Genomic DNA, 25,423 nt, shown 5'->3' with positions numbered 1-25,423 from the left:
CAGCCACCATCTATATCCCTAGTTTTCTCTTTATCTCCTCAACCGTTGTCGCCCCCTTCAATATGCTCTTTATTCCGGATTCCACGGACTTGATCTTTACATATCCTACTAGATGGTAGTTTGTTCCGCTTTCATTTGCAGATTCCATCCTCAGCTTTTCAAGCAGCGACGCAGCAGGTATCGTCTCGGTCCTTGCCAAACTGGCAATGCTATTGCCTAAAACTTTTTCTTTTTTTATCCCTGTTTGTTGTATGTTCATTTTACACACCTACAGCATGAAAAGGAAGGGCGGGACTGGCCGCGGCTAAATGCTTGCCCAAAATACCATCCGATAACATCGTGCGATTCACACAGGCCACCCAAAATAAAGAATTTTAGTTAACCCGTGCACCGCTAAAGTGCCAATAGAAATAGAATCCGAAAGCCGCAGCGCTGGAGCTGATTGTCCTCATGTTAATCGCCGCATTTGAAATTCCTTGCATGCTCAACGCCGAATGCTTATATTGGTCCTGCGATTAATATTTAAACTTTTTCTACAAGTAAAATTTTCTAGGCCTGTTTTGAGGTGCAGAAGGCGCACCTCTTTGCCGCCGCTGGTATTGTCGAAAGGCACTCTGTGCACTGCTTTGTTGCTGTCGTGCCTTTCTCCTTCATCGTCTTCCTTTCCTTTATCTTTGACACAGGCTTCACTATGAAGAAGAACACCACCAGCGCTATGGTCACGAAGCTTATTATCGCATTCACGAACGAGCCTATAAGGAAAACGCTTCCGTGAACCGTGTATGCAAGCGACGAGAAGTCCACGTGCCCCGGAACGCCTATCAGCGGCGTTATTATGTCTGTCACGAACGCCGTAACTGCCGCGTTGAATGCAACGCCTATGACAACGGCCACGGCAAGGTCTATGACATTGCCCTTCATTATGAAGTCCTTGAATTCTGAGACCAGAGACATTCAATCACACACATTCCCTATATTAGTGGCCGAGGCAAGGATTAATAAGTTATGGTATAAATAATATATGATTTCTAGTTAGTTTTTATTCTGAGCTTGAGCGTCATTTAAGTGATACAATGAGCCAAATGGGCATACAAATACACGGAAAATCCGCAACGAAGAAGCAGGGCAACGGCAGGAGGAACACCAAGTTCCGCGACAAGAGGCGAAGCGAGGTAGGGAACTACTTTTCCGCTACAAAGCTTGCAGACTCCAACGTGAACGCTGATATAAGGAGGCGAGGCGGAAAGGCCGCGGTGCGACTCAAGAGGGCCTCGACGGCAAATTTGCTGACGAAGGACGGATACAAAAAGGTCAAGATAACCGGAGTGCTGGAATCCAAGGACAACAGGAACTTCGCTAGGCAGAACATAATAACGAAGGGATGCACGATAATCACCGAATTGGGCAACGCCGTAGTGGTAAACAGGCCTGGCAGGGAGGGCTGCATAAACGCCAAGCTGGTGTGAGATTGCCTGCAAGGGTTTACGAGGTTGACAGGTCAGAGGCCGAGGAGCTCAAGAAGGCGCTATCCTACGATCCCTATCTGGATACCAATCTGATTCCTCCTGCAATAAAGGCGGAGAATGTGGAAAAGGACAAGCTTACTCCTGAGCAGGCAAAGGAAATAGAGGAGCGCGACAGGAAGATTGCCGAGGCGCACAAGATGCTCGGGGAGAGCCCGAAGGGCAGGTTCATATTCTCAAGGCAGGACTACAGTCTGCGGGACGGGGCATCGCTCGGGCTTGGCGATGGGAAAAGCTATTTGTACCTTAATGCAACTGAGGATTTCCTGAAAGGCGCTGAGGAGCGCTTCAAGAACGAGTTCAAGACTGTAAAGAGGACAAGCCCGGAGGACGAGCAGAAAGTCATACGGATAATAAAAGAGGAGGAAGAAAAGGCCAACGCCGGATTCGGGTCAATATTCGGTAATTGAATGAACCTATTGAGTTCCGCCGACATATCAAAGGAAGACATAGAGGAGATATTCAAGATAGCGGATTCCATAACTTCCGGAAAGCAGGAATCTGCGCTCAAGGAGAACGCGATAGTCGCGCTGTTTTTCGAGGAGCCGTCAACGAGGACGATGGTTTCTTTCGAGGTTGCAGCGGCCCAGCTTGGCGGAATGCCGATCTACATAGACGCAAGGGCATCTCAGGTTTCCAGGGGGGAAACGCTTGGGGACACGGCCAAGGTGCTTAGCTCGTATTGCGACTTCATAGCAGTTAGGATAAACGACCACGAGCAGCTTCAGACACTGGCGGAAAACTCCAAGGTCCCGGTGATAAACGCGCTCACCTCCCTTGAGCATCCGACGCAGGCGCTTGCTGACTGCTATACGATACTTGCAGCAAGGGGGAAGAGCGACCTCAAGAGGATAAGGATAGCATTCATGGGAGACATAGCGCAGAACACCGCCAATTCGCTTATGCTCACTTCGGTAAAGATCGGCGCAAGCGTGGCGCTTGTCGGGCCCAAGGGCTACAAGCCGAACACATACTATTTCAACAAGGCAAGGGAGTACGGGGAGGTGAACGTCTACGACTCAATGGAGGAAGGGCTTGAGGGCGCTGACGTTGTGTATACCGACACGTTCGTGAGCATGGGCGACGAGGCCGAGGCCGCAAAGCGCGTGCAGATGTTCGCGCCATACCAATTGAACGCCAAGGCGCTCTCATACGCAAGGAACGACGCAGTGGTGATGCACCCACTTCCGGCGCACCGCGGAGTCGAGATAGATGCTGATGTGATAGACGGGCCCAGGAGCCTGGTTTGGGAGCAGGCAAAGAACAAGCTGCTCATAGAGAAGGCGATACTGCTGTACATATCGCAGAAGGCATGAGGCTATCGTTTCCTTGGATTCCACATCCTTTCAAACGATTCCATCGATTTAGTCGCGTCGCTGTTTGAGGTGAACACCTCAAAGGTTACTGTCCTGTCGTATCCGATTTTCTTGAGCGAGGAGACGACCCTGTTGAAATCTATTTTCCCCCTGCCTATCGGCAGGTGCTCGTCCTCCTTTCCGTTGTTGTCGTGCGCGTGTATGTGCACTATCCTGTCGCTGAAGGCGCTTATGTATTTTTCGATTTTCCTGTTGCCCCCTTCTATGTATGCATGCGCCACGTCCAGATGCACCATGAGCCGCGGCACGCTTTCTAACACATGCCTGAAGTCTTCCATGAGGTATGCAGCGCTGTCCCTGGGCCCTAGGTTCTCAAGCATTATGGTCACGTTGTTTTTTCCTGCAAAGGCCGACAGCTTCTCCATAGCGCCAGTGAAGTTCTCGAGGAACATTTTCCTGCCCTTGGGTATCTTGCTTGTGAATCCATTTCCCGGATAGAAATGGAAATTGAGGTATTCCATCCTAAGATCCCTTGCGGCAAGCACCATCTCCATCGCCTCTTTTATCCAGCCTTCCCTCACGTGTTTGTGCATCGTCCCGAAGTCAGTCCAGTATGCCGTATGGCCTATGCTGAACATCCCGCGCCTTTTCAACGCTGCCAGTATGCTTTTCGCATCCCTCCTGAGCATGTACGGTGTCGCGTAGGGCTCCTCCATGCTTATTTCGGCGTAATCGAAGCCCAGTTTCGAGAACCTGTCTATTTCGGAAATTACCCCGTACGTTGATTTCGTTATAAGGCCGTACTCCATATTGGCGCACCCTTGCAAGAAAACTGAGTTGCTATTGCAACTGAACAGTTTGGAGTGATAGCTATATATTCCTTTACAGTTGATGATAAATGATAAAATATGGACCTTCTCGGACAAGTGGCTGTAATCGTAATCATCCTGGTGGTGGTATTCACAGCGGCATTCATACTTACTACGCAGACGCAGAAGCACGAATTAACCGCAGCGCAGGCAAAGCAGTTCGTCATCAACGATCTCAAGGCCAGCAACCCCAGCGCCAACATAACGGTAATCAACATATCCAATTCAAGCTTGGAGAAGGGCAGCTACGACATAGTGCTTAGCATAGTGTACAATGCGACAAGGCCGTGCCCTACGCTTTTCATAGAGGGATTCGACTATCCGGCAACAGGGCTCGTACCTAGCGTTGACAACCTCTACACAAAGAACTGCATCATATACGGGCTTTCCAACGCTCCTTCATACGTTATAAGCTCGCCAGAGATAGCAATAGCTAGATCGTACAACCAGGGAATAGGGCAGATTACCAACTACGTTTCCGCATATGGGTACAACAACACAGCGGTTACCGCGACTTTCTATCCGTACCTAAATGACAACCAGACAAATCTCGGGCAGAACTTCTACAACGTGTGGCTCATAAGGTACAGGGCAACCGATGCGAACTATTCGGTGTATGCCGTGCTTGATTCTTCCGGCGCGGTATCCGGGAATTACACCGCTACTCCGTGATCGCGCATACAATGCGCGAATCAAGCATGCTGTCCAAAAAAAATAAACGCGGCAATCAGATCTAAATGCATATTTTTTTACCAAGATAAAACTTGTATTACCAACATATAATAAAGTATATTTTGCGTGCGTTATTTTTTTTGAAAATTACGTACTACTCCTAATGTTGGAAAAAGCAAAAGGCTTTTAAAGCTTTTCTGATTAACATAGAAATAAGGCGATCACGATGACCGATATGGTACACGACGTATTTGGTGGACAGACGAAGGAGACACAGTCAGCTGAGGAATTCAGCTCGACACAGATAAAAATAGTAACGGCAGGATTTGGAGGCGCAGGCTGCAACATAGTAAACAGGCTTCTGAAGGTTGGGGTCAAGGGTACTGATTTTGTAGCTGTGAACACTGATGCTCAGCACTTCAAAATAATAGATGACCGAATCAAGAAAGTTCTGATAGGAAGGACGCTTACGAAGGGATTGGGTGCAGGAGGAGACCCAATGATGGGCGCAAAGGCCGCGGAAGTGGACAGGAACCTCCTTGAGGCGGTGTTCAACGACACGCAGCTGGTATTCCTATGCTGCGGAATGGGAGGAGGAACCGGAACAGGCGCAATTACCGTTGCGGCCCAGATAGCCAAGGAGCAGGGCGCGATAGTAGTGGCAATGGTAACCTACCCGTTCGACCTTGAAAGGGTAAGGAAGGTCAAGGCAGAAGAGGGAATACAGAGGCTCAGGAAATACTGCGACAGCGTAATAATACTGGACAACAACAGGCTGGTAAAGCTGGTGCCGAACCTGCCTATGTCTGATGCGTTCGCACTTGCAGACGAGGTGCTTGCAAAGGCAATAGGAGGGCTGGTATGGACGATAACGCAGCCAAGCCTCATCAACATAGACTTCGCAGACGTGAGGGCGATAATGGGCAACGGAGGCGTAGGGTTCATAGCTGTAGGATCCGGAAGGGGAACCAACAAGGTAGATGCTGCGGCGGAGGGAGTACTGAAGAACAAGCTTCTGGACGTAGACTTCGAAGGCGCAAGGGGCGCATTGATACACATCTCTGGAGGCGTTTCCATGACAATAGGCGACGCGATAAAGGCCGGAGAGGTAATAACGGAGAAGATGGACCCCGAGAGCAACATAAAATGGGGCGCACGCCTGATGCCTGGATACGAGGACCAGATAGAGATAGTCGCGATAGTGACTGGAGTAACTGGATCGAGCATCTTGGGCAAGATGGAGGAAAAGAAGTCCCTTTCATACGATGGCCTTGAAATGGTAGGTTAACCCCTACCTTTTTATTGTTTTGTTTTTTATATTCTTTGATTTTATAGTTAGGTGGATAATATGGACGACCTGGGAAGCGACGACTTCGTAGTAAAGCTGGCAGTCGTAGGTGCCGGCGGACAGGGATGCAACCTTGTCAACAGACTTTATACAAACGGCCTGAAGAGCGCTACAACGATAGCACTCAACACGGATGCAAAGCATCTGGGCATAGTTCAGGCGCACAAGAAATTGCTTATAGGGGGCCCGCTGACAAGGGGTCTCGGAGCCGGAGGCTTCCCGGAAATGGGCGCAAAGGCAGCCGAGGCGAGCAAGGAGGAAATAAGGAAGGCTGTCACGGGATATAACCTGGTGTTCATAGCTGCAGGAATGGGAGGGGGCACCGGTGGAGGATCGGCGCCGATAATAGCCGAGGTTGCCCGCGAGGAGGGCGCGCTCGTAGTCGCTTTCGTAACATACCCGTTCGCGCTTGAGAGGAGCAGGAAGAAGAAGGCAGACTGGAGCATAGAGCAACTAAGCAAGCAGGCAGATACTACAGTTATAATAGAAAACGACAGGCTGCTCAGTTATGCGCCGAACCTCCCGATAGAAAAGGCGTTCGACCTGATAGACAGCATAGCCTCAAACGCCGTGAGGGGAATAGCCGACACCATAACACTGCCCAGCCTGATAAACCTTGACTTCGCCGACGTGAGGGCGATAATGGGCGGCTCCGGCCTGGCAATGATAAACATAGGCTACGGCTACGGCGCCGACAAGGTGGAGAAGGCGATAAAGTCTACAATATCCCATCCATTGCTTGACGTGGACCTTGAGGGCGCCAGGAGCGCAATGGTGCACGTCACTGGCGGCACGGCGCTTACCATACAGGAGGCGACATCAGTGGGCGAGGGCGTAACCCAGGGCCTTGCGGACAACGCGAACGTTATATTCGGATCCAGGCTTGAGCCAGAGCTCAACGACCAGATAAGGGTAATGTCCATAGTAACAGGGGTGAAGCCCAAGTTCGGCACCGCCTCTTCGTTGCTTGGCAAGCAGCAAAGCACTGAGGATTCCGGATACATCGCTGGTCTTGAGAGGCTGTGAATACGGCCTTTCATGAGGCGCGGCTTTTTGCGTAACGCGTAGCGCACGGCGCAAACTGCCTGTTGCAGCGCCGAAATCACGACGCCTGACATACCTTTATATAGTTTATCCACGCATTAATCTATTCTACTAACTGCAGATGTTTCAATGAATGATGACGAGATATCTTTTTCATCGATGAAGGACATAAAGGTGGGCAGGTTCATACTGATAGACGGCGTTGCATGCAAGGTCGTTGACATAGAGACCAGCTCCCCTGGCAAGCACGGCTCTGCAAAGATGCGCGTTACGGGCATAGGCATATTCGACGGGCAGAAGAAGACACTGTTATCGCCCTCACATGCTGATGTACAGGTGCCTGTCATAAAGAAGACCAAGGCGCAGGTGGTGTCGGTTAGCGGGGAAACGGCGCAGGTGATGGATTCGGAGACGTACGAGGTATATGACATACCTGTAACGGATGAATTCAAGGGCAAGCTGAATGCCGGGGCTGAGGTCGAGGTAATGACAGCAATGGGAAGAAAGGCATTGTCAAGAGTGTTAAGTGGATGAAATGGAGCTTAAGATATTGTCTAACATAGAAAACACCTTCCTAAAGAGGAAGGAGATAACGTTCTCGGTTGACCAAAATGGCAGCACCGCAAGCAGGGCGGAGCTGAAAAAGGAGATATGCAAGAGGCTGAACCTGAGCCCGGAATCTACCATAGTAGTGAAGGTAGACCAGGGCTTCGGCCACAAGGAAAGCACAGGCACTGTGCATTCGTACCAGAGCAGGGAGCTCATGGAGAGGAGCGAGCCAGAGCACATAATCGCAAGGAGCGGAATGGGCCAGAAGAAGCAAGAAGCGCCTGCTCCGCCTGAGCAGCCAAAGGCTGAAGAAGAGGCAAAACCCGAAGCGGGGAAAAAGGAGTGAGCTGATCCAATGGCTGAAAAGAAGGAAAAGGGAAAGAGGAAAGGGCCGTACAAGCAGGGCAGGCAGTGCCCCAAATGCAACTCTAAGATGGCAGACCACGCCGACAGGCTCGCATGCGGCAAGTGCGGGTACACTGAATTCAAGCAAAAGAAATAAAGCGGTGGATATATTCCGAAGCGCAAGAGGGCAAGGAAAAACCAAAGGAAAACCCCAAAGGCAATAAGGTACATCTCATACTCAATAAGCGCTGTTCTGGTCGTGATACTCGCGGCTACCATAGCCGTATACAACGCCAACGCCATATCCGCACCGCTGGTGGAGAGCTATTCCTCAATGGCGCTCTCCCTGTTTTTCCCATCTATAGTTTTCTCCTACATGCTGTACAGGGGAAATACCATAAGCGGCATAATAAGTGAGCTTGGGCTCTCAAGGGACAGGATAACGGCAAAGATGATAATCGTAGGCATATCGCTGTTCTTGGCAGTAGTTCTTTTCGGGCTGGCCCTCTCTGCGTTCTCGCAGCTGACCAACATACAGCTTCCCACGAACGTGCAGGCGGCGCTTGCGGGAACACCTGCATATTTCCTTGTGTTCACTTTCCTGATAGCGCCGATAAACGAGGAGATATTCTTCAGGGGGTTCATGGTGCCAAGGCTTGGCATAATAGCCAGCGCAATAATATTCGCGCTGCTCCACCTGAGCTACATTTCGGTATCGGAATTCGCGGCAGCGCTCTTCTTTGGCCTGCTTGCCGGCTACGTCTTCAGGAGGACCAAGTCGCTTTATCCATCGATAGTGGCTCACGCGATAGTGAATTTCGTAACTGTGGCTGCGCTTTTTTCAATGGGCAGCTTTTTGGTGCACATATGATTTTCGGCGATGAGATTGACCGCAAGGCACGACGCTAAAGAAATAATCAGGGAACTTGAGTCGAAGTCCGATCCAAGGGGCATCGAGGGCATGAAAAGATTCGGGATAGACACCGATGACGCCCTAGGTATTTCTGTTGTTGAGCTTAGGCTCATGGCAAGGAAAATAGGGAGGAGCCACGATATTGCGTTGGCCCTGTGGTCGTCAGGGATACACGAGGCAAGGATACTGGCCAGCATAGTCGAGGATAAGGACAAAATAACGGAAAGGCAGATGGACGAATGGGCCAACGACTTCAATTCATGGGACATATGCGATCAGTGCTGCTCCACCTTCTCATATACGAAATACGCGCACAGGAAGGCGATGCAATGGAGCAAATCAAAAAAGGAATTCGTGAAAAGGGCCGGATACGCGATGATGGCAGCGATAGCAGTGCATGACAAAGGCGCATCTGATGCTGATCTTGCGCGCTTCCTACCGGTGATAAAGGCCGGGGCAACGGATGACAGGAATTACGTGAAGAAATCAGTGAACTGGGCGCTGCGGCAGATAGGGAAGAGAAGCAGGCGCCTGAACAGGCTCTCTATAAAGACTGCAAAGGAGATCAGGAATATGGATTCCAGAAGCGCGAGGTGGATAGCTTCCGATGCCATAAGGGAGCTGGCAGGAAAACAGGTGCAGGGCAGATTGAATGGAAATTGAAGTCGCGATAATGGAGCCGAAGTACCAGATAAACCTCGGGCACATGGCGAGGGTATCGAAGAACTTCGGCGTGAAGAGGCTAATTCTCATAAACCCAAGGTGCAACCACAGGGGAAAGCTCGCCATAAAGTACTCAAAGCACGCGAGGGAACTCCTTGAAAAGGCATCAGTCCTAAAGCACCTAGGCGTCAAAGGCAATTCCTTCATCATAGGCACGACAGGCATATGGCACAAGACCGGCGACTCGTTCTACAACGTGTACAGCCTTGTCCAGCTCACCGCTATGGCAAGGCGCTCGGCTTCGGCCAGGAAAAAGGTAATCGTGCTGATGGGCAGGGACGATACCGGTCTGTCGAAAAGCGAGCTGAGGATGTGCGATGCCACTGTTTGCATAGGCGCCGACAGGAAGTACCCGATACTCAACATATCTCATGCGCTTGCGATAATACTGCATGCCCTCCGCGCAAATGGGGACACAGCTCAGAAGATGCAGGCCGATTACGAATACCAGGAGCGCCTCTTCAGCCTTTTCGCCGCGCTTGTAAAAGGAAACCCAAGGATACGCGACAAGGAGTCAGTTAAGATGGCGTTCCGGCACGTGATAAAAAGGTCAGTACCCACAAGGAAGGAAATAAACGCGCTGTCGATAGCGCTTGCGCCGCACAAACCGGTAATTGGCCGGAAACAAAAACGCAATAAGTCCTAGCTAAACAATGGTGGAAGTTATAGTAGAGGTAGATGAAGGGGATGAAGATGTCGCAGAAGTTGGCGATATGGTCGGCCTTATAGGAGGATAAGAGGCATTCAGGTAAACAGTGCCCATATCTGCATAATGAATGCTGCCTGAGTAGTTGTACTTTGCCCAGATGGAGCCGTATGCGGCTGTGCCTGGGGTGGTATTTGGAGAGCTTATGGGCACAGTTACATCGTAACCGTAGCCGTTATACATGTATTTCACGTGCACTGCATTTGGTGCCATAAATGAGACATTCGGTATGCCATTGGTTGCCGATGTGCCGTTGCTCACAAATTCCACATATGCATCGGTCCAGTTTATTCCTGTATTCTGTACTATCTCTATTGTAAGGTTGCCAAGAACGTAATCGCCGTATCCGCATTCGAATCTCGAATTTGCATAGCACGCGCTTGAGTAGTATATGGTTGTGGTCCTTGTTGTTATCGTAGCGTTGTATGGTATTGTAGTAGGAAGTGTTGTCGTAGTGCTGGGTATATGCGAGGACCCTATTGTCGTCGATGTTGATGAGGTTGGTGCTGTGCTGTTTTCCATTGTTGAAGATGTCTGCCCAGCGTTTTTTAGCGTGCGGCCGAAGCCGTAGGCGAAGTACCCGCCTGCGATGAATACGGCTATTATTGCAAGTAAGGCCAGGAGGTATTTCGCGATGCCGCCCTTTCCCATGATAACGCCACAGTATTGTTACGGATCGCGAATTCTTATAGCTTATCCAATGCTCAGGCTAGGCGGGATAAAACAAAAAGAAAGAGAAATTGGAGAGACCCGGAAAACGACTAATCATCTCTCCGGCTTTGATGGCTTCTTCGTCTTTATTATCTTTATCTTTCCCGGGGTGAGGAGTATCTTGTCCTGGTCTATCCTCGCTATGTCCCCGTTCATCTTGTCTACATACACCTTGAGGTCGTCTATTACCGCCTTGAGCGTATTCGGCCTCTTCGCCATCTCGGATATGTTCATAAGTATTATATTGTTGGATCCAAGCTCCTTCTTTATGAGCTCAACATCCGTCTGCTGCTGCAATGATACGGGCTTTATGTAATGGTCGGCCGGCTCATGCATTACGTCAACATCATCCATTTCGGCAGCATTCATGTATTCTTCAACATCGATTCCCTTCGATGAAACGCCCAAAGACTTACCGAGTCTCTCGAAAATACTCATATATTCACCATTCTTACGTCGCTTTACTAATATATGACTAATAGTTTTTAAATACTTTCCATAATTCGGAGCTATTGCGCATATAAGGGCATACCAATAAAAATCAGCGCCTTTAGACGAACCAATTTATAACCGCCAGCGCCAAAACCACCAGCGATGGTATCTCGTCGCCGAAATCCGCGGCGTCATGAAGCTCTATCACTATGGCGAAAATCTGGATCACGAGAAGCAAAACGAATATCGCTAATATTATGGAATTCTGCATCCTGAGCTGCGAAACGGTGTTCTTCTTCCATGACAAGGCGAGGAAGGCCAGGCCCACAAGCGAAAGCCCCATTATCGCTATGTCATCCACAGCATGGGAGAGCATGTCCCCCTCAGCCATGAAGGCCGGGCCTATTGCTATGAGCCCTATGAGCAAAATGAATACAAAGACCCTCCTTTTTGCTATCTCCTTGGTCCCCCTATCGTACCTGTCTATTGGCATCCGATCCCTTCCTTAAAGAGAATAATCAGATAATCTTTAAATACCATACTGCTTTAATCTAAGTAGTGCTATGAATGATACTTGTAAAGAGGGTTTACGAGAAGTTCTACATAACAGACGGGGTCAAGATCCTGGTCGACAGGCTGTGGCCCAGGGGGATAAGGCGGAATACCCCAAACGTCGACATCTGGATCAGGAACGTCGCGCCTTCGCACGAGCTCAGGAAATGGTACATGCACGACCCAAAGAAATGGGTGGAATTCCGGAGCAGGTACCTGAAAGAGCTGGAAGGCAACAAGGCGGCCCTTAAGCTGTTGAGCATATTGCAATCCACGGACCCTGTAACTTTCGTATACGCCACGATCGACGAGAAGCACAACAGCGCAATAGTACTGCAGCGTTACATGGAAAAGCTGCTGAGCAAGGCGCCCAAGGTTGAGCATCCAGTGGCATTGCACCCCCACAGGACAAGATACGACTGGAGAGGGGTAAGGTATTAATCAGAATTCAGAATTCCGCAATCTCTCTCGCGCGGTCCTTCAGGCTCTTCCTGGTCACGTTTCCCTCGTATAGCGTTACCATGTGGTTCTCCTCCAGGACGCTGAGCGGTATTACCTCAAGCCTTGAATCGTTCGGGAATTTTATCTCCACTATGCCCTTCCTGGCGTTGACCCTGTGCAGCGTTCCCTTGTACTCGGCATAGCCGTCAATGTCGTTTACCCAGACCTGCTTCCCTATGTGCTGCTCAAGCCTTGAGAGGTCCTTTGTTGAATCCTTAGTTTTAAGTGGCATTTTATACACCTTAATTAGCTTATAATTTGGCAGATATATATAGGTTTCTAGGGTAATTAGTATACTGGTACATGTATCAATATATGCCAGTTTTTTTGTCTTTTTTGGAGAATTGGCAATCAACGTACATGCGCCGAGACTGTGGGTTCGCATGAAGAGAGTGATAATAGACACAAGCTCCATCCTGTACGGATTCTCCTACAACAGGAACATATTCGAGACGCTGAAAAGCGCCTTTCCCGAATACAGGCAGCTCGTTTCCAGGGGCATAATAAACGAGCTTACCAGATTATCCGCGAACAGGGGCGCAAAAGGGCTTAGGGCAAGGGTGGCGCTGCTTGAGCTAAAGGCTAAAAAGATTAACGTTGATAATATATCCACATACCCGGACAAGTGGATACTAAATACGGCTCCGAAGCGCAAGGGCACCATGGTCGTAACCAACGACACTGTCCTCGCCAGGAAGCTTGCCAGGTCAAGGGTAAAGGTTCTCAAGGTATCGAAGAGCGGGCTTCTGAAAGATTTCCAGTGATGTTTAACGAGTGATATTGATGTACTACATACATTCCGTGAAGGACACATTCAAGATATCCCCAGAGCATTTCGACAAGGACATAGAGGAGGTCGCAACCGACGTGCTCAAGAGGAAATACGAGGGCACCATCGACAAGAGCCTGGGCGTAATAGTGGCGGTGTTCAACATAAGGGACGTCAGCGACGGGATAATATACGCCGGGGACCCGTCCCTGCACCACGATGCAGAGTTCGACATGCTCACGTACATGCCCTATGTCGAGGAGGTTGTCGCTGGGGAGGTGACTGAACTAGCGGAATTCGGGGCATTCATAAGGATAGGCCCGATAGACGGGCTTGTCCACGTCTCGCAGATAACAAATGATTTCCTTTCCTTTGACAGGAAGGTACCGGCATTCGTATCCAAGAAGAGCGGCAGGACGCTGAAGAAGGGCGACCTGGTCTTCGCAAAGATATCGACCATAAGCATGAAGAACTCCGTAAAGGACTCCAAGATAGCGCTTACGATGAAGCCCGATGGCCTGGGCAAGCAGGAATGGATAAACGAGGGCGAGCGCTACAAGGCCAGGGTCCAGAGGGGAAGCGGCAGCCACAGGAGGAAAAAATAGCAAATGAGATGAAAACATGGAAGAGAAGGCATGCAGGAATTGCAGGCTCGTAATAAGCCACGGGGACGTGTGCCCCAGCTGCAGCTCAAGGGACCTTACCACAAAGTGGAGCGGCTACGCGATAATAATAAACGCGGAGAAGTCGTCAATAGCCAAGCTCCTCGGAGTGAAGCTTAACAGCACATATGCCATAAACATAAAGTCCTGAATCCGAGGCTGTTTTACAATTTCAGCGTGGCAGCGGCAGCTCCGTCCTTATCATCGCGCAGCAGCTGTCCGCCCTGCCGTAGGATCCTGTTACGGTTATGATCGAATTTGATAGGGAGTTCTCCCCGAGCATTTCCCCTGAATTGCCTATTATGAAAAGGTTGATCCCGCTTATTCCGTATCCCGCCCTTGACTTGGAATTGCCGAAGAGCACGACCTCGCCCCCTGAGCCGTATATTCCAAGGTCGTATTCCGCATTGCCCCTGATAAGTATGCTGCCACCTCTCATGCATTGCGCCACGCTGGATCCTACGTCGTTCGGTATTATTATTGCGCCGCGCTCCTGGAACAGGCCTATCCCATGGAGCTTGATGCCCTTGTTGTCAAGCACCACCGATTGCCTTTCCCTTATTTTCAGGTTTATCGCCGCGGAAAGGAACTCGCCCAGGGCTCCGCCGTTCTGCACCGGCCCTATCCTCCTGTAGAAATCCTCTATGTCCTTTATGCTGTACGCCTCGCTTACCGGCTTCAGCGCATTTTCGTATTGGAAGTATCCTCCCGCTATATAGGAGGAGCTTGCTATGTCGAGGAGCAGCATCTGCCCTACGCTCCTGTCCTCCGAGGCCCTCAACTTCAGCGCGTTGTGCTCTGCCCTGTTGTAAAACCTCAATATGTCTATCGTGGCCGTTTTATCACTCGTACAATGTTGGGAATAAAACAAAGAAAAAAAGAAAAAGATATTCGGCTCAATAGCTGCTCCTTAGCATGCTGTGCGCTTTTGTCTTTAACGGGCTTCCCATAAAAACCGCAGAGTCCAAGTTCTCCGGGACCTCCAGAAGCTCAAGGCTTTTCTTGCCCCTCAAAACCGCAGTTATGCTCCTGCTCTCGTGCCTGATCTCCCTGTTTATCTCCCTCTTTGTTGCGCCCTTCCTGGGTATGTATCGGTATGCGATACTGGATGTGCTAGACATTGACATCACTGGTTGAATAGATAGACTAACGAACGCCATAATATATAAACATTTTCTTCAGCCTTTTACTTTTCAGCTGGCTGCTTGTCGCCTTCCGCCTTGACATCGTCCTGCTTGGGCCTCAGGTATTCCTCGCTTACCTCTATCCTTTCAATTTCCTTGAAGTATGTGAATAGCGATGCTATCAGGTTTGCCCTGCCGACGAAATAGTCGGAATTCTTCTTTACCGCATCGTTGAAGCCTATGCTTATTGTCTTGCCTTTTACCTCAGCTTTGCTGGGCTCGACGCTGTACGTCTTGCCAAGCGCGTTTATCATCTCAACTTCTGAGGTGAGGTGCTTTGTCACCTTTATCTCGTAGGTCACGTCCTGTCCCGCATAGCGGTGATTCAGGTCAACAGTCACCCTTCCGGAGTTCACGCTCTTCACGATTGCAACGGCGTTGTCTATGTTGACCTCAAGCCCTGGGTACGGGTCTATGTCGCGCTTCCTGAATTCCGCTATGGGCATTACCCTTATAAGGTCAAGCTCCCTCTCACCGAAGGCATCCGCCGGCTTGAACGTCATCTTCTTCGCCTCGTTCATGCCTGCTGACCTGAGCTCCCTGTCAAGGCCCTTTATCACGCTGTTTGAGCCCAGCACCACGAGCACCGGCCCGTATCGCGTGTGGCCGTCGTATATTCCGCCCTCCTTGGCCTTCTTCTCGTCAGTAGTAGCTATCAGGTTGTCGTCCGCAGCTGTCCATGCGCTGTATTCCACTTCTAAAAAGTCGCCGTCTTTAAATACCATAATATTACCCCTCAAGGCAAAATAACTTTATATTATATGAATAAAATACTTTTGACGTAATGGAGCAATCCGAATGCATAAATTATCGTTGGCATTACACGGTGTATCAATGGACGCGAACAAGAAGAAACTCATATTCTTCCTAGGATCAGTTTTTGTTGCTGTTATATTCCTGACATCATACGCTGCATTCAGCAACAACGGCGGCGCAAGCAGCACCACGACCACGATCAAGTCCCAGGCGACTGTATTCGCCACTGGCGACTCCAACGCGATAGTGTACGAATACGGCAGCGTAGCATACGTGTCGCCAGTCAACGCGACGAATTCCTCAAAAAGCAGGCTTGCGGACGCGGTCTCGCAGCTGGAATCCACCGGAAGCGTGCAGAACTACATAGAGACGAACGGCACCTTCCAGCTGATACTCAATTCCAACATGTCGGCCTACGCTCTCCAGCAATGGCTTTACAAAGACCTGGGCAACGGCACCGCAAGGGTCGGCTCCAACGCTTACATAAGGCTTCCCAGCAGCGTGCAGCTACACTACAACAACGCACCGATAGGCGTTTACGTGCCTATAAGCAATTACTCCGTTTATATGGCCAGCGTGGTGCCCCTGAACTCCACGATAAGCGTGGGGATATCCGCCCTCCTACTAAGGAACGGGAGCGTGTACAACAACCAGTTCAGGGTCAGCCTGGGCTCGTCAAACGGCTCGGCATCCAACAGCAGCGCCAATTCAACCGCGCCAACATCCTCAACCGCAACAACGACAGTTGCAAACAGCATCTCAAAAACAAATACAACCAACTCAACACCTTCAAACAGCATTCCAAATGCTAACAATTCGGGCTAGTTGATCCGATGGCCCTAAAAAAAGAAATAATAAGCGAACTCAGGAAGTACGCGATAAAGAACGCAATGGATTACGGCAAGGCGCGCGTCGAGAACGTGCTCGCCAAGGTCGCCAGGTCGGTGCCGAAGGAAAGCGTGAACGAGCTGAAGCTTGAAGCGAAAAGGGTCGTCGATGAAATAAACTCGCTTTCGAAGGAGGAGCTTGGCAGGGAGTATTCCGCTTACGAGGCCGAATTCGAGAGGCAGTACGAGATGAAAGTGGAGGCAACCTCGAAGCCCAGGATGGAGCTGGACGGAGCTGCAAGGGGCAGCTTCTCCACAAGGTTCGCCCCGGAGCCCAGCGGCTACCTGCACATAGGGCATGCGAGCGCTGCCTTCCTGGCCAAGGAGTTCGCAAGGATATACGATGGCAAGGCATTCCTATATTTTGACGACACAAACCCCGAAAAGGAGAAGCAGGAATTCGTCGATGCGGCAAAAAGCGACCTTGAATGGCTTGGCATAAAGTTCGACAAGGAGTATTACGCCAGCGACAACATGGAAGCGATATACGAATGCGCAAGGAAGCTCATAAAGCTGGGAAAGGCATACGCATGCGAATGCGCCGGCGAAACGATAAAATCGGACAGGTTTGAGGGCAAGGAATGCGCGCACAGGAATGCGGGCCCGGAAGAAAACTCGGAGAAGTTCGAATCCATGCTGCAGAACCGCTACGACGAGGAAAGGATAGTGCTAAGGATAAAGGGCGATATGAAGTCGCAGAACACCGCGCTTAGGGATCCCACAATAATGCGCGTTAAGAAGCATGCGCATTACAGGCAGGGCACGAAATACGTAGTCTGGCCAACGTACGACTTCAACACGCCCATAAACGATTCCATGTTCGGGGTTACCGATGCCATAAGGACCAAGGAATACGAATTGAGGGGCGCGCTCTACGACATGGTGCTTGATTACCTGCAAATGAGGAGGCCAAGCATGCACCTTCACGGCAGGATATCGATAAAGGGGCAGCCGCGCCAGAAGCGGGAGATACGCGCGCTCGTGAGCGATGGCCTGCTAAGCGGTTTCGACGATCCAAGGCTGGTCACAATCGCGGCGTTGAGGAGGAGGGGCGTCAGGCCAAGCGCCATAAAGGAATTCGTGCTGGGATTCGGGATGAGCATAACAGACAGCGTTGTGGACATCGGCTCCCTAATGTCCTGCAACAAGAGGATCATAGACGGGGAGGCCAGGCGCCTGTACTATGTGCCCGCGCCCGTGGACCTTGAGGTCAAGGGCCTGATGCAGCGAGATGTCGAGATAAGGCTGCACCCCTCCATCGACATGGGCGCCAGGAAATACACCGTAAGGAACAGCCTCTACATAAGCGGCGATGATGCATCATCCGTTAAAGATGGAGACATACTTCGCCTCAAGGAGCTGTTCAGCGTAAGCGTTTCAAGGGAGGACGACTCGCTGAAAGGCGAGATTACCGACAGGGAGCCTGAAAGGAGGGTGCAGTGGGTATGCGACGGCAATTACCTGAAGTGCAGGATACTCGTGCCGGATGCGCCGCTTGACGATGAGGGCAGATTCAGGAAGGACAGCCTGAGGGTAAACGAGGGCTACATAGAATCCTACGCCTCAAGCCTAAGGGAAAGGGAGATAGTTCAGCTGGAGAGGTTCGGGTTCTGCATACTTGACGACAAGGAGAGGATGCAGTTCATATTCATATCCAAGTAGCTGCAGTTTTCAGAGTATGCCCGTAATCGCGTTCAGCTGGTAGTCTACCTCGAAAATGAGCGCGTCAAGGTTGCCGTTCTTGATGCGCTTCGCAAGCTCCTGCAGCACCGATTTCGCGTCTTTTGCATTTCCCTTCTTGAAGAGCGCGAACCCGAGATAGTAGAAGGTGTTTATCGGGAAATTCTCCTTCAGCATCAGGCTCTCTGCCGCCTTGACTATGCCTTCGTATTTTCCGGTGTGGGAATCATACACGATACCCGCATATTCGTAAACGCAGTCCCTGTCCGTTTTCTGCAGCATGCCCATGCTATGCTTGGCGCCCCTCAGTGATCCCATCTTTATCTGCGCAAGGAACCTGGTATACGCGACGTTCTGGGCCTCGTTGCCGCTCGACATGTCATTTGTAGTTATCCTTATCAGCCTGGCAAGAAGCCTCTTGGCGCTTGACACGAGCTTGGACGCCCTGTCCCTGTGCGCCGAATTCTCCTCCATGAATCCTGGCTTTGCGTATCCTATCTGGGAAATCTCGTAGTTGGAATGCCTAAGGTAGGCTATTGCCGCTGCATACATAAGCGCAGGATCCTTCCTCTCCGCAATCAGGCCCTCGTATATCTTTGTCGCGTTCTCGTATTCAGAGTTGCCCATGCTGCTGTTTATCCTGTCAAGCGCGTCCAGAAGCATGTGGTCCCTCGCCTGGAGCATCTTCCTGCTGGTGAATATCATGCTTTCGCAGTTGGAGCATATTCCCGAGGTGCCTTTTGCCGGGGTCTCAGCGCCGCAATGCTCGCACAGGAGCAGCGCGGATCCGTCAAATCCCTTCAGCCTCGAAATGTAATCTTGCGCGTTCATCCAATCAACGGTTACAGCTTCCTCAGCACAACGAAGAGGTGCATGCTGTCATACGGCTCAAGGCTCACCTGCTCAACAAGCTCAAATCCCTCCTTGAGCAGTGCAAGCTCATTCCTATATACGTCCTTAGGGCTTTTAGATATGTCTATGCTCTGCGATTTTATCACGAAGTAGGCGTAGCCGCCCCTCTTGAGCATGCTGCTGTTCGCCAACAGTATCTCAGCCTGCCTCCTTGCGGATATGTCCTGGTAAATGACGTCGCATAGGTCAACGGAGCCGCTGTAGCCCTCTATGTACCTCGCATCCGAGAGTATAGGTATTATGTTCCTCCTGGACTCGCAAAGGGCTATCAGGTTCCTCACGTTTCTCTCGGAGAGCTCCACGGCGTACACCCTTCCATACGCTCCCACTATGTCGCTCACGTGGCTGACTGTTGTCCCGGTCGCTGCCCCGAGGTAGAGTACGCTGCTCCCCCTTTCTATCTTGACGTTCTTGATGCCGTTGAGTATCGCAGCTGAAAGCTTGCTCCTGTACGGGTTCCAGGACCTGTACTCCGTCCTGTTCTCCGTGATAAGATCCTCGCCGTACGTCTTCTTACCCCTTGCAAGGTTTGCAGTGGCAAGCCTGTTGTCTATCATGTATATTCCGCTGAACAGCTCCCTTACCTGCATCTAATCGCAACTATAATCGGGACTAACCCTTTTATACATTGCACCCTGGCATTTGCAACGGCGTTACATCAGATCTCAGATCCTCCTGTATGCATACACGTAATCCAGAAGCCTCTGCGCAAGCCCGTCCATGAAGAACGCATTCTCCTCGGAGCCGAATCCCTCCTTGCCCTCTATCCCGTTAAGGTCTGAAGGATCCTCTGTCGCATCCCTCTCCTCCATCGATGCGATGTAAACCGATACCTCCTCGGGAACACCAGCTCCCCTCGCGAGATAGGTTATCGACGCGTCCTTGGGCGGCACCCTCCTTGTCCTGCTTATGAAGAGCGCCCTCAGTGCCTCCTCTATGGATTTCGTGTAGAGCAGCGTTGCAGTAACGTATTCCCTGATCTGCTTGTAACCCTTGGCCAGCTCAAAGTCCCTTGATGCCCTTACTATAAGGCCCCTTACGCTTCTCATATCCACAACCCATATTAAGAACGCAATGAATCTTTAAATAATCTTCCTGCATATATCTATAACGAAATCCATTTTCATATATCCAAGGAAAATCCTTGCCTCGGAAAGTGAGAACCCATGCAGCAGGAGAACTTCCTAATAAGCAAGATGCTTCAGGGCATAATATCCGCAGCGAACAGCGCCTCCATCGAGGAGGGCTCCGACAGGCGCTTCGCGAGAATGATAGGGGAGTTCTTCGGGGTAGAGAAGGTAACGATATTACCCACGTCAAGGGAAAAGAACCCGGACAGCGAGCTCTTCGGCTATGTCTACAACACAAAGAAGCCTTACGTGGACAACCAGCTCAGCGAGTATTCCTCCTTCCAGGAGCTCATAGGCTACAAGAACCGCGGGTTCAGGAGCTGCGCGGTTATACCTATAGTGGTCGACGGGAATGTCGTATCAATGGTGGAGATGCTCTCCACTTCGGAAAACAAGTTCAGCGAGCTGCTGCTTAACGGCGCATCCTTTGGCGCCTACCTTGCAGGCATAACCATGCTGTACAAATCCGAGAGCGAGCGCAGCATAAGGCTCGCAAGCTATTTCAACAGCGCGTTCAGCGTGGCCGAGTCGCAGCTGCTTGTATCTAACGACGGGAAGATAGTCAAGTCCAACGATGCGGCGCGCAAGGAGATCCTGGACCAGAAAAGCCCTGAGGGGCGCCGCATAGAGAACGCGATAGGCCTGGACTTCGCAAAGCTGGCAACGCTCTCCAAGAGCAGGGGAACCATAATACAGCTTGAAAAGGGGGGAAGGACGAGGTACTATTCCCTGTCAGTGGGAATGATAGGGGACAGGCTGGCGGATATATCGCTCAGGGACGTGACGGAGCTGAAGAGGCTCGCGCTGATGGAGCAGTCGATGGACAACGAATCCTACGTCAGCGCGCTCTACCTTGACGGCAATCTAGAGGTGCGCAGCGCCACCGACAGCATAAAGAAGGCGATAGGCTACGACAAGAATCTCATAATCGGCAAGACGCTGACAGAGCTCACCACGGAGAAGAGGAGGGGGGAGCTGAAGGAGCTCCTGGAGAAGAACGCCTCCTCCGAAAGGCTGCACGGCTCCATAGATCTGGTCTCTGCGACAGGCATACCTTCGCACCTGCGCTTCGTGCTCTCCAAATGGGCCAACGGCTACCTAATGCTTCTTTCCGACGCAACTTCCGAAGGGTATGCGGAAAGCATAAGCAACGCATTCAACGACTTCATAAAGGGCACTTCCGACGCGGTGATAACCATGGACGCGCTCGGGTACGTGAAGGACTGCAACATGCCAGCTGAGAACGTGCTGGGATATTCGAGGAGCGAGCTGATAGGCAGGGAGCTCAGGAGCATCTATTCCGACCAGTCGATATTCGACAGGGACATAACCTACGTCAGGAACGGCGGGAAGATAGACAACTCATATGTCACCCTATTGAGCAAGGGCAAGAACGCCGACGGCAGCGACATGGTAACTGATGCAACGCACTCGATAAGGCTCTTCAGCGGTACGGATGTAGCAGACTACATAATAGTCATAAAGGAGCTGGAGACCAAGAGGAAGCTGCGCGACTACAAGGAGGCAATCGCCAAGGCCGAGAGCAGGATACAGCGCCTTGAGGCTACCAGCGGGCTGAAATCCCAGTTCATACACAACATATCCCACGAGCTCAAGACACCTCTCACCAACATAAAGGGTTTCTCCAAGCTGCTCTACAGCGGTGAGTTCGGGAGCCTCAACAAGGAGCAGCTGGACTGCCTAGCAACGATAATGGAGGAGGGCGACAGGCTGATGTTCATAATACAGCAGGTGCTTGACGCCGCGAAGCTGGAATCCAAGAAGATGAAGCTGGAGATAAGGGAGGTAGACATGAAGGAGCTCGGAAGCAACCCTACGATACAGGCGCTGATGGAATCCCCGATGGCAAGGGAGAAGGGCCTCAAGTTCGCATGGAAAGTAGAGGACGACGTGCCAAAGATAATGGCGGATCCCAGCAGGCTGGTGCAGGCGTTCACCAACCTGATAAACAACGCGATAAAATTCACCAATGAGGGCAGGATAAGCGTATCCATAAAAAGGAAGAGCAAGAGCATGATACAGTGCGACGTGGAGGACACCGGCATAGGCATAAGCGAGGAGGACAGGCACAAGCTGTTCAAGAACTTCTACGAGGCCCCGAAGAAAGGCCTGCTGAAGCAGGAGGCGTCAGGAACAGGGCTTGGATTGTCCATAACAAAGCAGATAGTGATGCTACACGGGGGCAAGATCGCATGCAGCAGGTCGGAGCTCGGCAATGGCAGCACGTTCACATTCACATTGAGGGTGAAGCCGAAGCAGAAGAAGGAGCGCTCAAACGTAAACGCCGCAGGATCCGTATCCTAATGCCCTGTAGTAGTTCGCCTGCAGCTGGGATATGCTCGTCTGGCCCGCGAATATGCCCTTGCTGTTCACGCCCTTGCCGAGCACGCTCTTTGTGCTGGCGTTGACCTCTATAGATGCAGCGACTACGTTGTTGTAGAACGAGCCCCTTGCATGCGTCGTGAATGTGGCGTTGTAGTCGCCCCTGCCCACGCCTGCTATCCTGAGCGACATGTTGTAAGGCACTATGTAGCTCACGTTTGCATAGTCGTTCGGCCCGCCGGGCGCGCTGCCGTATGCCCTTATGTAGGCCTCGCTGTATAGCGTTGGGGTGCAGCCGGTTGTATTGGCGTAGAGAGCGCTGAAGTTCAGGAGCAGCAAATACAGGCTGTCAGCATCGAGCGTTGAGTTTATGTCAGCAGCTATTGCGCTAGCCTGCGACATCGTGGTAGTGGACGCGCTTGTAGAAGTTGTCGAAGTGGCAACTGTAATTGTGGAATTGCTGGGCCTCTGCGCCTTGGGCTGGCTCTGCGAGTAAAGGGATCCCTGCATAGTCCTTATGTACTGCGAATCCGGGCTTATCTGCAAGCTGGTGAACAGCGGAGACACCTTGACGGTTACGCTGTTCTGCCCTATGGCCTCGAGCTGTATCCCCATGTTTGCGTATTGCGTGCCTGCATTTATCTTGGTTATGTTGTTTATCGTGAGCGTTACGTTGAGGGGCGGGTTTACGAATATGGGGAGCTTGTCCACGTGGACGTATGCAATACCTGAGCTTGCCGATTCCCCTGCAAGGGAAATGAGGTACTGCTGCGAGTCAACGCTGAAAACCGTGCCAGATTCGGAGAGATTGGCGACAGCCGGGGCCTTGACTATGGTTTGGCTGACGTTCAGGAACACGAAATAGTACAATGCGGCTACCACTATTATCACGACAAGTGCCGCAACTGCAATGGTCCTGTTGCTGGGCCTGCCCTGCCCCTGCCTGGACTGCGTCCCCTTCTTCAGGAATGCCATCTGATCATATCTATATGCTCATAAAGCTTTTTAATCCCTTACGTAGTTTACTTCAACAATTGCGCAAATATGACAAGCCTAATATTATTTGTTGTTGAATCCTTATTCGGTGACTAGATGGAGAACACGACCGCAGGAAGCATAAGCGACATATTCGATATAATAAACGAGAAGCAGCAGATATCATTCAACGAATTGAGCGACATGTCGTTCAGCAGGGGCATAGACAAGGAGAAGCTGAAGAGGGCGCTCACCGATCTCGAGAAGATGAAGGCCATAGCATCGAGGAGCAGGGGCGGCGTACTGACTTATTACCCGCTGCAGGACCAGGGCTCCCTGAGCAAGGTGCTCATAGTAGAGGACGACAAGAACATAAACAAGCTCATGGCGCTCTCCATAGGCAGGGGCTTCGAGGTGAGCCAGATATACGACGGAGGGGATGCGATAGCCTTCGTGAGGACGAAGAAGCCGGATCTTGTAATACTCGACCTGATGCTCCCGCACAAGAACGGGCTTGACATCTGCAGGACGATAAAGAGCGACCCCGGCGTGAGCAATACGATAGTCATACTGGTAAGCGCCATGGACCCCACGGAAAACAGGTTCAATGGTATAAAGTTCGGCGCAGACTACTACATAAAGAAGCCTTTCGACCCGAACGAATTGAGGAGCCTGGTCACGATATTCCTTAGGAAGAAGGGCAAGAGGTTCGACCCTCTCATAGACCTGCCCGACGAGGAGGGCATATCCAACGAGATAGAGCACTCCATAAAGGAGGGCGAGCAGTATTCCATAGGCACGCTCAAGATAGGGGGCCTCGGCGAATACGCAAAGCGCTTCGGGGTCAATTCAGCAATGGTCATACTCAGGCTAATATCCCAGCTCCTTCAGGACACCGCGAAGAACAACCCTAACAGGATATTCGTGGGCTTCCTTGACAGCGAGGTGTTCGTCATAGCGGGCCCGAAGGAAACGGTAGACGTGAGCGTGGAGAAGCTCAGGGAGGAATTCGATGCGGTGCTTCCCTTCATACTCCAGGACGAGGGCTACAAGGCAATACCGATGGACATAGGCGACCTATTCGATTCAAAGGAGCTACCGAGGCCGTCCCTCATATACGAGCAGTCGGAAAAGGACAAGATAAGGGAGAGGAGGAACGAGATACTCAAGAGCAAGGGCACCTCGAGGAAGGACATAGGCTCCTACACATACGAGGAGATAAGGCAGATGTTCGGGAACGAGGACCTTGACGTAAGGATAACAAGGGACTCAAAGGGGGTCAAATTGCAGGTAAGCAAGGACAAGGGCAACGAAGAGGACAAAAGGTAACCTATGGGAATCTCAAGGGCGCAGGCATCGATAGACATGCTTGTCGCGTATGGCATTGCAATACTCATGATAACGATATCATTGTACGTGCTGCTGCAGCTTGGGATATTCAACTCCAGGGCAGCACCGACATACTGCGCCCCCTCGCCGTCATTCTCGTGCGACGGCGTGGCGATACACCCCAACGGCACAATGATAATGGTTTTCTCGCAGTCTACAGGCGGCTCGATGATAATCAGCGGCGTAGCCTGCTCGACGCAGCAGAACGTTTCATCCGACAGCCCAAAGTACGGCAACGTGCACGTCCTTCCATACGGCGCAGCGCCCGGCTACTATCCCGACAACCAGCTGCAGGGGGGCATAACCGCATACTCTTCCAACGAGACGAAGATCAGGGTAAACTGCTATTCAGGCCCGAAGGTCGCGAAGGCAAGGCTCGGAAACGAGTTCAGCGGCTACGTGTGGATAAACTACACGATAAGCGAGCTGCCCGGAAGCTACAGCAACGTCCAGAGGCTGGCATCAGTATCCGTCAAGTATACATGAGCCGAAGGGATAATTTAATATAAATATCCATGAATGATATATACGA

At 51.2% G+C, this 25,423-nt stretch carries 35 protein-coding genes; 21 read left to right on the top strand and 14 right to left on the bottom strand.

Annotated features, from left to right (window positions below; all coding sequences use genetic code 11):
- Positions 1-10 precede the first annotated feature (10 nt).
- Positions 11-259, bottom strand: coding sequence for a hypothetical protein (locus KGI06_01930; protein ID MDE1870977.1), 249 nt, complete (start codon positions 257-259; stop codon positions 11-13).
- Between the two features lie 290 nt (positions 260-549).
- Entirely contained in the window at positions 550-954 is a 405-nt protein-coding gene (gene mscL / locus KGI06_01925; protein ID MDE1870976.1) for a large conductance mechanosensitive channel protein MscL, read from the bottom strand.
- A 119-nt stretch (positions 955-1,073) separates the two neighbouring features.
- Between mscL and KGI06_01920 the strand changes: the two genes are divergently transcribed.
- The 3 genes from KGI06_01920 to argF are packed head-to-tail and all read left to right on the top strand — an operon-like array spanning position 1,074 to position 2,839.
- Positions 1,074-1,466, top strand: a complete 393-nt coding sequence (locus KGI06_01920; protein MDE1870975.1) for a 30S ribosomal protein S8e — start codon at positions 1,074-1,076, stop codon at positions 1,464-1,466.
- 2 nt (positions 1,467-1,468) lie between these two features.
- On the top strand, positions 1,469-1,933 hold the full coding sequence (locus tag KGI06_01915) for a hypothetical protein (protein ID MDE1870974.1): 465 nt from the start codon (positions 1,469-1,471) through the stop codon (positions 1,931-1,933).
- Positions 1,934-2,839 (top strand): ornithine carbamoyltransferase, encoded by a 906-nt coding sequence (argF, locus tag KGI06_01910; protein MDE1870973.1) that lies wholly within the window; start codon positions 1,934-1,936, stop codon positions 2,837-2,839.
- A gap of 2 nt (positions 2,840-2,841) precedes the next feature.
- On the opposite strand, the gene KGI06_01905 is transcribed toward argF, so the two are convergent.
- Positions 2,842-3,648, bottom strand: a complete 807-nt coding sequence (locus KGI06_01905) for a sugar phosphate isomerase/epimerase (GenBank protein ID MDE1870972.1) — start codon at positions 3,646-3,648, stop codon at positions 2,842-2,844.
- Positions 3,649-3,747: 99 nt separating this feature from the next.
- On the opposite strand from KGI06_01905, the gene KGI06_01900 reads away from it, so the two are divergent.
- From KGI06_01900 to KGI06_01860, 9 genes are all read left to right on the top strand, one after another.
- Positions 3,748-4,380, top strand: a complete 633-nt coding sequence (locus tag KGI06_01900; protein MDE1870971.1) for a hypothetical protein — start codon at positions 3,748-3,750, stop codon at positions 4,378-4,380.
- 226 nt (positions 4,381-4,606) lie between these two features.
- Complete coding sequence (gene ftsZ / locus KGI06_01895; protein ID MDE1870970.1) at positions 4,607-5,668, top strand: cell division protein FtsZ; 1,062 nt, start codon at positions 4,607-4,609, stop codon at positions 5,666-5,668.
- A 60-nt stretch (positions 5,669-5,728) separates the two neighbouring features.
- Complete coding sequence (ftsZ, locus tag KGI06_01890) at positions 5,729-6,754, top strand: cell division protein FtsZ (GenBank protein MDE1870969.1); 1,026 nt, start codon at positions 5,729-5,731, stop codon at positions 6,752-6,754.
- A gap of 147 nt (positions 6,755-6,901) precedes the next feature.
- Positions 6,902-7,306 carry a translation initiation factor IF-5A gene (locus tag KGI06_01885; GenBank protein MDE1870968.1) on the top strand — a complete coding sequence of 135 codons (405 nt, stop codon included), beginning with the start codon at positions 6,902-6,904 and terminating at the stop codon, positions 7,304-7,306.
- Between the two features lies 1 nt (position 7,307).
- Positions 7,308-7,667 carry a hypothetical protein gene (locus KGI06_01880; protein MDE1870967.1) on the top strand — a complete coding sequence of 120 codons (360 nt, stop codon included), beginning with the start codon at positions 7,308-7,310 and terminating at the stop codon, positions 7,665-7,667.
- Positions 7,668-7,676: 9 nt separating this feature from the next.
- On the top strand, positions 7,677-7,823 hold the full coding sequence (locus KGI06_01875; protein ID MDE1870966.1) for a 30S ribosomal protein S27ae: 147 nt from the start codon (positions 7,677-7,679) through the stop codon (positions 7,821-7,823).
- 102 nt (positions 7,824-7,925) lie between these two features.
- Complete coding sequence (locus KGI06_01870) at positions 7,926-8,537, top strand: CPBP family intramembrane metalloprotease (GenBank protein MDE1870965.1); 612 nt, start codon at positions 7,926-7,928, stop codon at positions 8,535-8,537.
- A gap of 9 nt (positions 8,538-8,546) precedes the next feature.
- Positions 8,547-9,242, top strand: a complete 696-nt coding sequence (locus tag KGI06_01865; GenBank protein MDE1870964.1) for a DNA alkylation repair protein — start codon at positions 8,547-8,549, stop codon at positions 9,240-9,242.
- On the top strand, positions 9,232-9,948 hold the full coding sequence (locus tag KGI06_01860) for an RNA methyltransferase (protein MDE1870963.1): 717 nt from the start codon (positions 9,232-9,234) through the stop codon (positions 9,946-9,948). The genes KGI06_01865 and KGI06_01860 overlap by 11 nt, the downstream gene beginning before the upstream one ends.
- Here KGI06_01860 and KGI06_01855 read toward each other — a convergent pair whose 3' ends face one another.
- From KGI06_01855 to KGI06_01845, 3 genes are all read right to left on the bottom strand, one after another.
- Positions 9,949-10,659 carry a hypothetical protein gene (locus KGI06_01855; GenBank protein ID MDE1870962.1) on the bottom strand — a complete coding sequence of 237 codons (711 nt, stop codon included), beginning with the start codon at positions 10,657-10,659 and terminating at the stop codon, positions 9,949-9,951.
- A 114-nt stretch (positions 10,660-10,773) separates the two neighbouring features.
- The gene (gene sepF / locus KGI06_01850) at positions 10,774-11,157 is read right to left on the bottom strand and encodes a cell division protein SepF (GenBank protein ID MDE1870961.1); all 384 of its coding nucleotides are present in this window, start codon (positions 11,155-11,157) and stop codon (positions 10,774-10,776) included.
- A gap of 112 nt (positions 11,158-11,269) precedes the next feature.
- The gene (locus tag KGI06_01845; GenBank protein ID MDE1870960.1) at positions 11,270-11,644 is read right to left on the bottom strand and encodes a hypothetical protein; all 375 of its coding nucleotides are present in this window, start codon (positions 11,642-11,644) and stop codon (positions 11,270-11,272) included.
- A gap of 74 nt (positions 11,645-11,718) precedes the next feature.
- Between KGI06_01845 and KGI06_01840 the strand changes: the two genes are divergently transcribed.
- Complete coding sequence (locus KGI06_01840; GenBank protein ID MDE1870959.1) at positions 11,719-12,144, top strand: DUF488 family protein; 426 nt, start codon at positions 11,719-11,721, stop codon at positions 12,142-12,144.
- A gap of 7 nt (positions 12,145-12,151) precedes the next feature.
- Here the strand turns inward: KGI06_01840 and KGI06_01835 are convergent, their stop codons facing one another.
- Positions 12,152-12,436, bottom strand: a complete 285-nt coding sequence (locus KGI06_01835) for a hypothetical protein (GenBank protein MDE1870958.1) — start codon at positions 12,434-12,436, stop codon at positions 12,152-12,154.
- Between the two features lie 151 nt (positions 12,437-12,587).
- Here KGI06_01835 and KGI06_01830 point away from each other — a divergent pair, with 151 nt between their 5' ends.
- From KGI06_01830 to KGI06_01820, 3 genes are read left to right on the top strand one after another with little or no spacing between them, the layout of a single operon-like run.
- Positions 12,588-12,968: a hypothetical protein gene (locus tag KGI06_01830; protein ID MDE1870957.1), complete on the top strand. Its 381-nt coding sequence runs from the start codon at positions 12,588-12,590 to the stop codon at positions 12,966-12,968.
- A 19-nt stretch (positions 12,969-12,987) separates the two neighbouring features.
- A complete protein-coding gene (locus KGI06_01825) occupies positions 12,988-13,578 on the top strand; it encodes a DNA-directed RNA polymerase (protein MDE1870956.1) in 591 nt (196 codons plus the stop codon).
- Between the two features lie 16 nt (positions 13,579-13,594).
- Entirely contained in the window at positions 13,595-13,786 is a 192-nt protein-coding gene (locus KGI06_01820) for a hypothetical protein (protein MDE1870955.1), read from the top strand.
- Between the two features lie 21 nt (positions 13,787-13,807).
- On the opposite strand, the gene KGI06_01815 is transcribed toward KGI06_01820, so the two are convergent.
- From KGI06_01815 to KGI06_01805, 3 genes are all read right to left on the bottom strand, one after another.
- Complete coding sequence (locus KGI06_01815; GenBank protein ID MDE1870954.1) at positions 13,808-14,455, bottom strand: hypothetical protein; 648 nt, start codon at positions 14,453-14,455, stop codon at positions 13,808-13,810.
- Positions 14,456-14,531: 76 nt separating this feature from the next.
- Positions 14,532-14,756, bottom strand: coding sequence for a hypothetical protein (locus KGI06_01810; GenBank protein MDE1870953.1), 225 nt, complete (start codon positions 14,754-14,756; stop codon positions 14,532-14,534).
- 65 nt (positions 14,757-14,821) lie between these two features.
- Positions 14,822-15,544, bottom strand: coding sequence for an FKBP-type peptidyl-prolyl cis-trans isomerase (locus KGI06_01805; protein MDE1870952.1), 723 nt, complete (start codon positions 15,542-15,544; stop codon positions 14,822-14,824).
- Between the two features lie 109 nt (positions 15,545-15,653).
- Here KGI06_01805 and KGI06_01800 point away from each other — a divergent pair, with 109 nt between their 5' ends.
- Entirely contained in the window at positions 15,654-16,400 is a 747-nt protein-coding gene (locus KGI06_01800) for a hypothetical protein (GenBank protein MDE1870951.1), read from the top strand.
- An 8-nt stretch (positions 16,401-16,408) separates the two neighbouring features.
- Positions 16,409-18,124 carry a glutamate--tRNA ligase gene (gltX, locus tag KGI06_01795; protein ID MDE1870950.1) on the top strand — a complete coding sequence of 572 codons (1,716 nt, stop codon included), beginning with the start codon at positions 16,409-16,411 and terminating at the stop codon, positions 18,122-18,124.
- Between the two features lie 9 nt (positions 18,125-18,133).
- On the opposite strand, the gene KGI06_01790 is transcribed toward gltX, so the two are convergent.
- The 3 genes from KGI06_01790 to KGI06_01780 all read right to left on the bottom strand — a co-directional run bounded on the left by KGI06_01790 (position 18,134) and on the right by KGI06_01780 (position 20,103).
- Positions 18,134-18,973 carry a hypothetical protein gene (locus KGI06_01790; GenBank protein MDE1870949.1) on the bottom strand — a complete coding sequence of 280 codons (840 nt, stop codon included), beginning with the start codon at positions 18,971-18,973 and terminating at the stop codon, positions 18,134-18,136.
- Positions 18,974-18,984: 11 nt separating this feature from the next.
- Positions 18,985-19,644 carry a fibrillarin-like rRNA/tRNA 2'-O-methyltransferase gene (locus tag KGI06_01785; GenBank protein ID MDE1870948.1) on the bottom strand — a complete coding sequence of 220 codons (660 nt, stop codon included), beginning with the start codon at positions 19,642-19,644 and terminating at the stop codon, positions 18,985-18,987.
- Positions 19,645-19,719: 75 nt separating this feature from the next.
- Complete coding sequence (locus KGI06_01780) at positions 19,720-20,103, bottom strand: HEPN domain-containing protein (protein MDE1870947.1); 384 nt, start codon at positions 20,101-20,103, stop codon at positions 19,720-19,722.
- 117 nt (positions 20,104-20,220) lie between these two features.
- Between KGI06_01780 and KGI06_01775 the strand changes: the two genes are divergently transcribed.
- Complete coding sequence (locus tag KGI06_01775) at positions 20,221-22,509, top strand: PAS domain-containing protein (protein ID MDE1870946.1); 2,289 nt, start codon at positions 20,221-20,223, stop codon at positions 22,507-22,509.
- Here the strand turns inward: KGI06_01775 and KGI06_01770 are convergent.
- Positions 22,477-23,502 carry a hypothetical protein gene (locus KGI06_01770; GenBank protein MDE1870945.1) on the bottom strand — a complete coding sequence of 342 codons (1,026 nt, stop codon included), beginning with the start codon at positions 23,500-23,502 and terminating at the stop codon, positions 22,477-22,479. The two genes, KGI06_01775 and KGI06_01770, sit on opposite strands and share 33 nt — an antisense overlap.
- 117 nt (positions 23,503-23,619) lie before the next feature.
- Here KGI06_01770 and KGI06_01765 point away from each other — a divergent pair, with 117 nt between their 5' ends.
- Together KGI06_01765 and KGI06_01760 are read left to right on the top strand one after the other, a co-directional pair.
- Positions 23,620-24,831: a response regulator gene (locus tag KGI06_01765; GenBank protein ID MDE1870944.1), complete on the top strand. Its 1,212-nt coding sequence runs from the start codon at positions 23,620-23,622 to the stop codon at positions 24,829-24,831.
- A 3-nt stretch (positions 24,832-24,834) separates the two neighbouring features.
- On the top strand, positions 24,835-25,377 hold the full coding sequence (locus KGI06_01760; protein ID MDE1870943.1) for a hypothetical protein: 543 nt from the start codon (positions 24,835-24,837) through the stop codon (positions 25,375-25,377).
- The last annotated feature ends 46 nt before the right edge of the window (positions 25,378-25,423 follow it).

The sequence above is a fragment of the Candidatus Micrarchaeota archaeon genome (assembly GCA_028866575.1).
In the GTDB taxonomy this organism is placed as follows: Archaea; Micrarchaeota; Micrarchaeia; order Micrarchaeales; family Micrarchaeaceae; genus UBA12276.
This window is presented reverse-complemented; position numbering and strand designations above follow the sequence as displayed.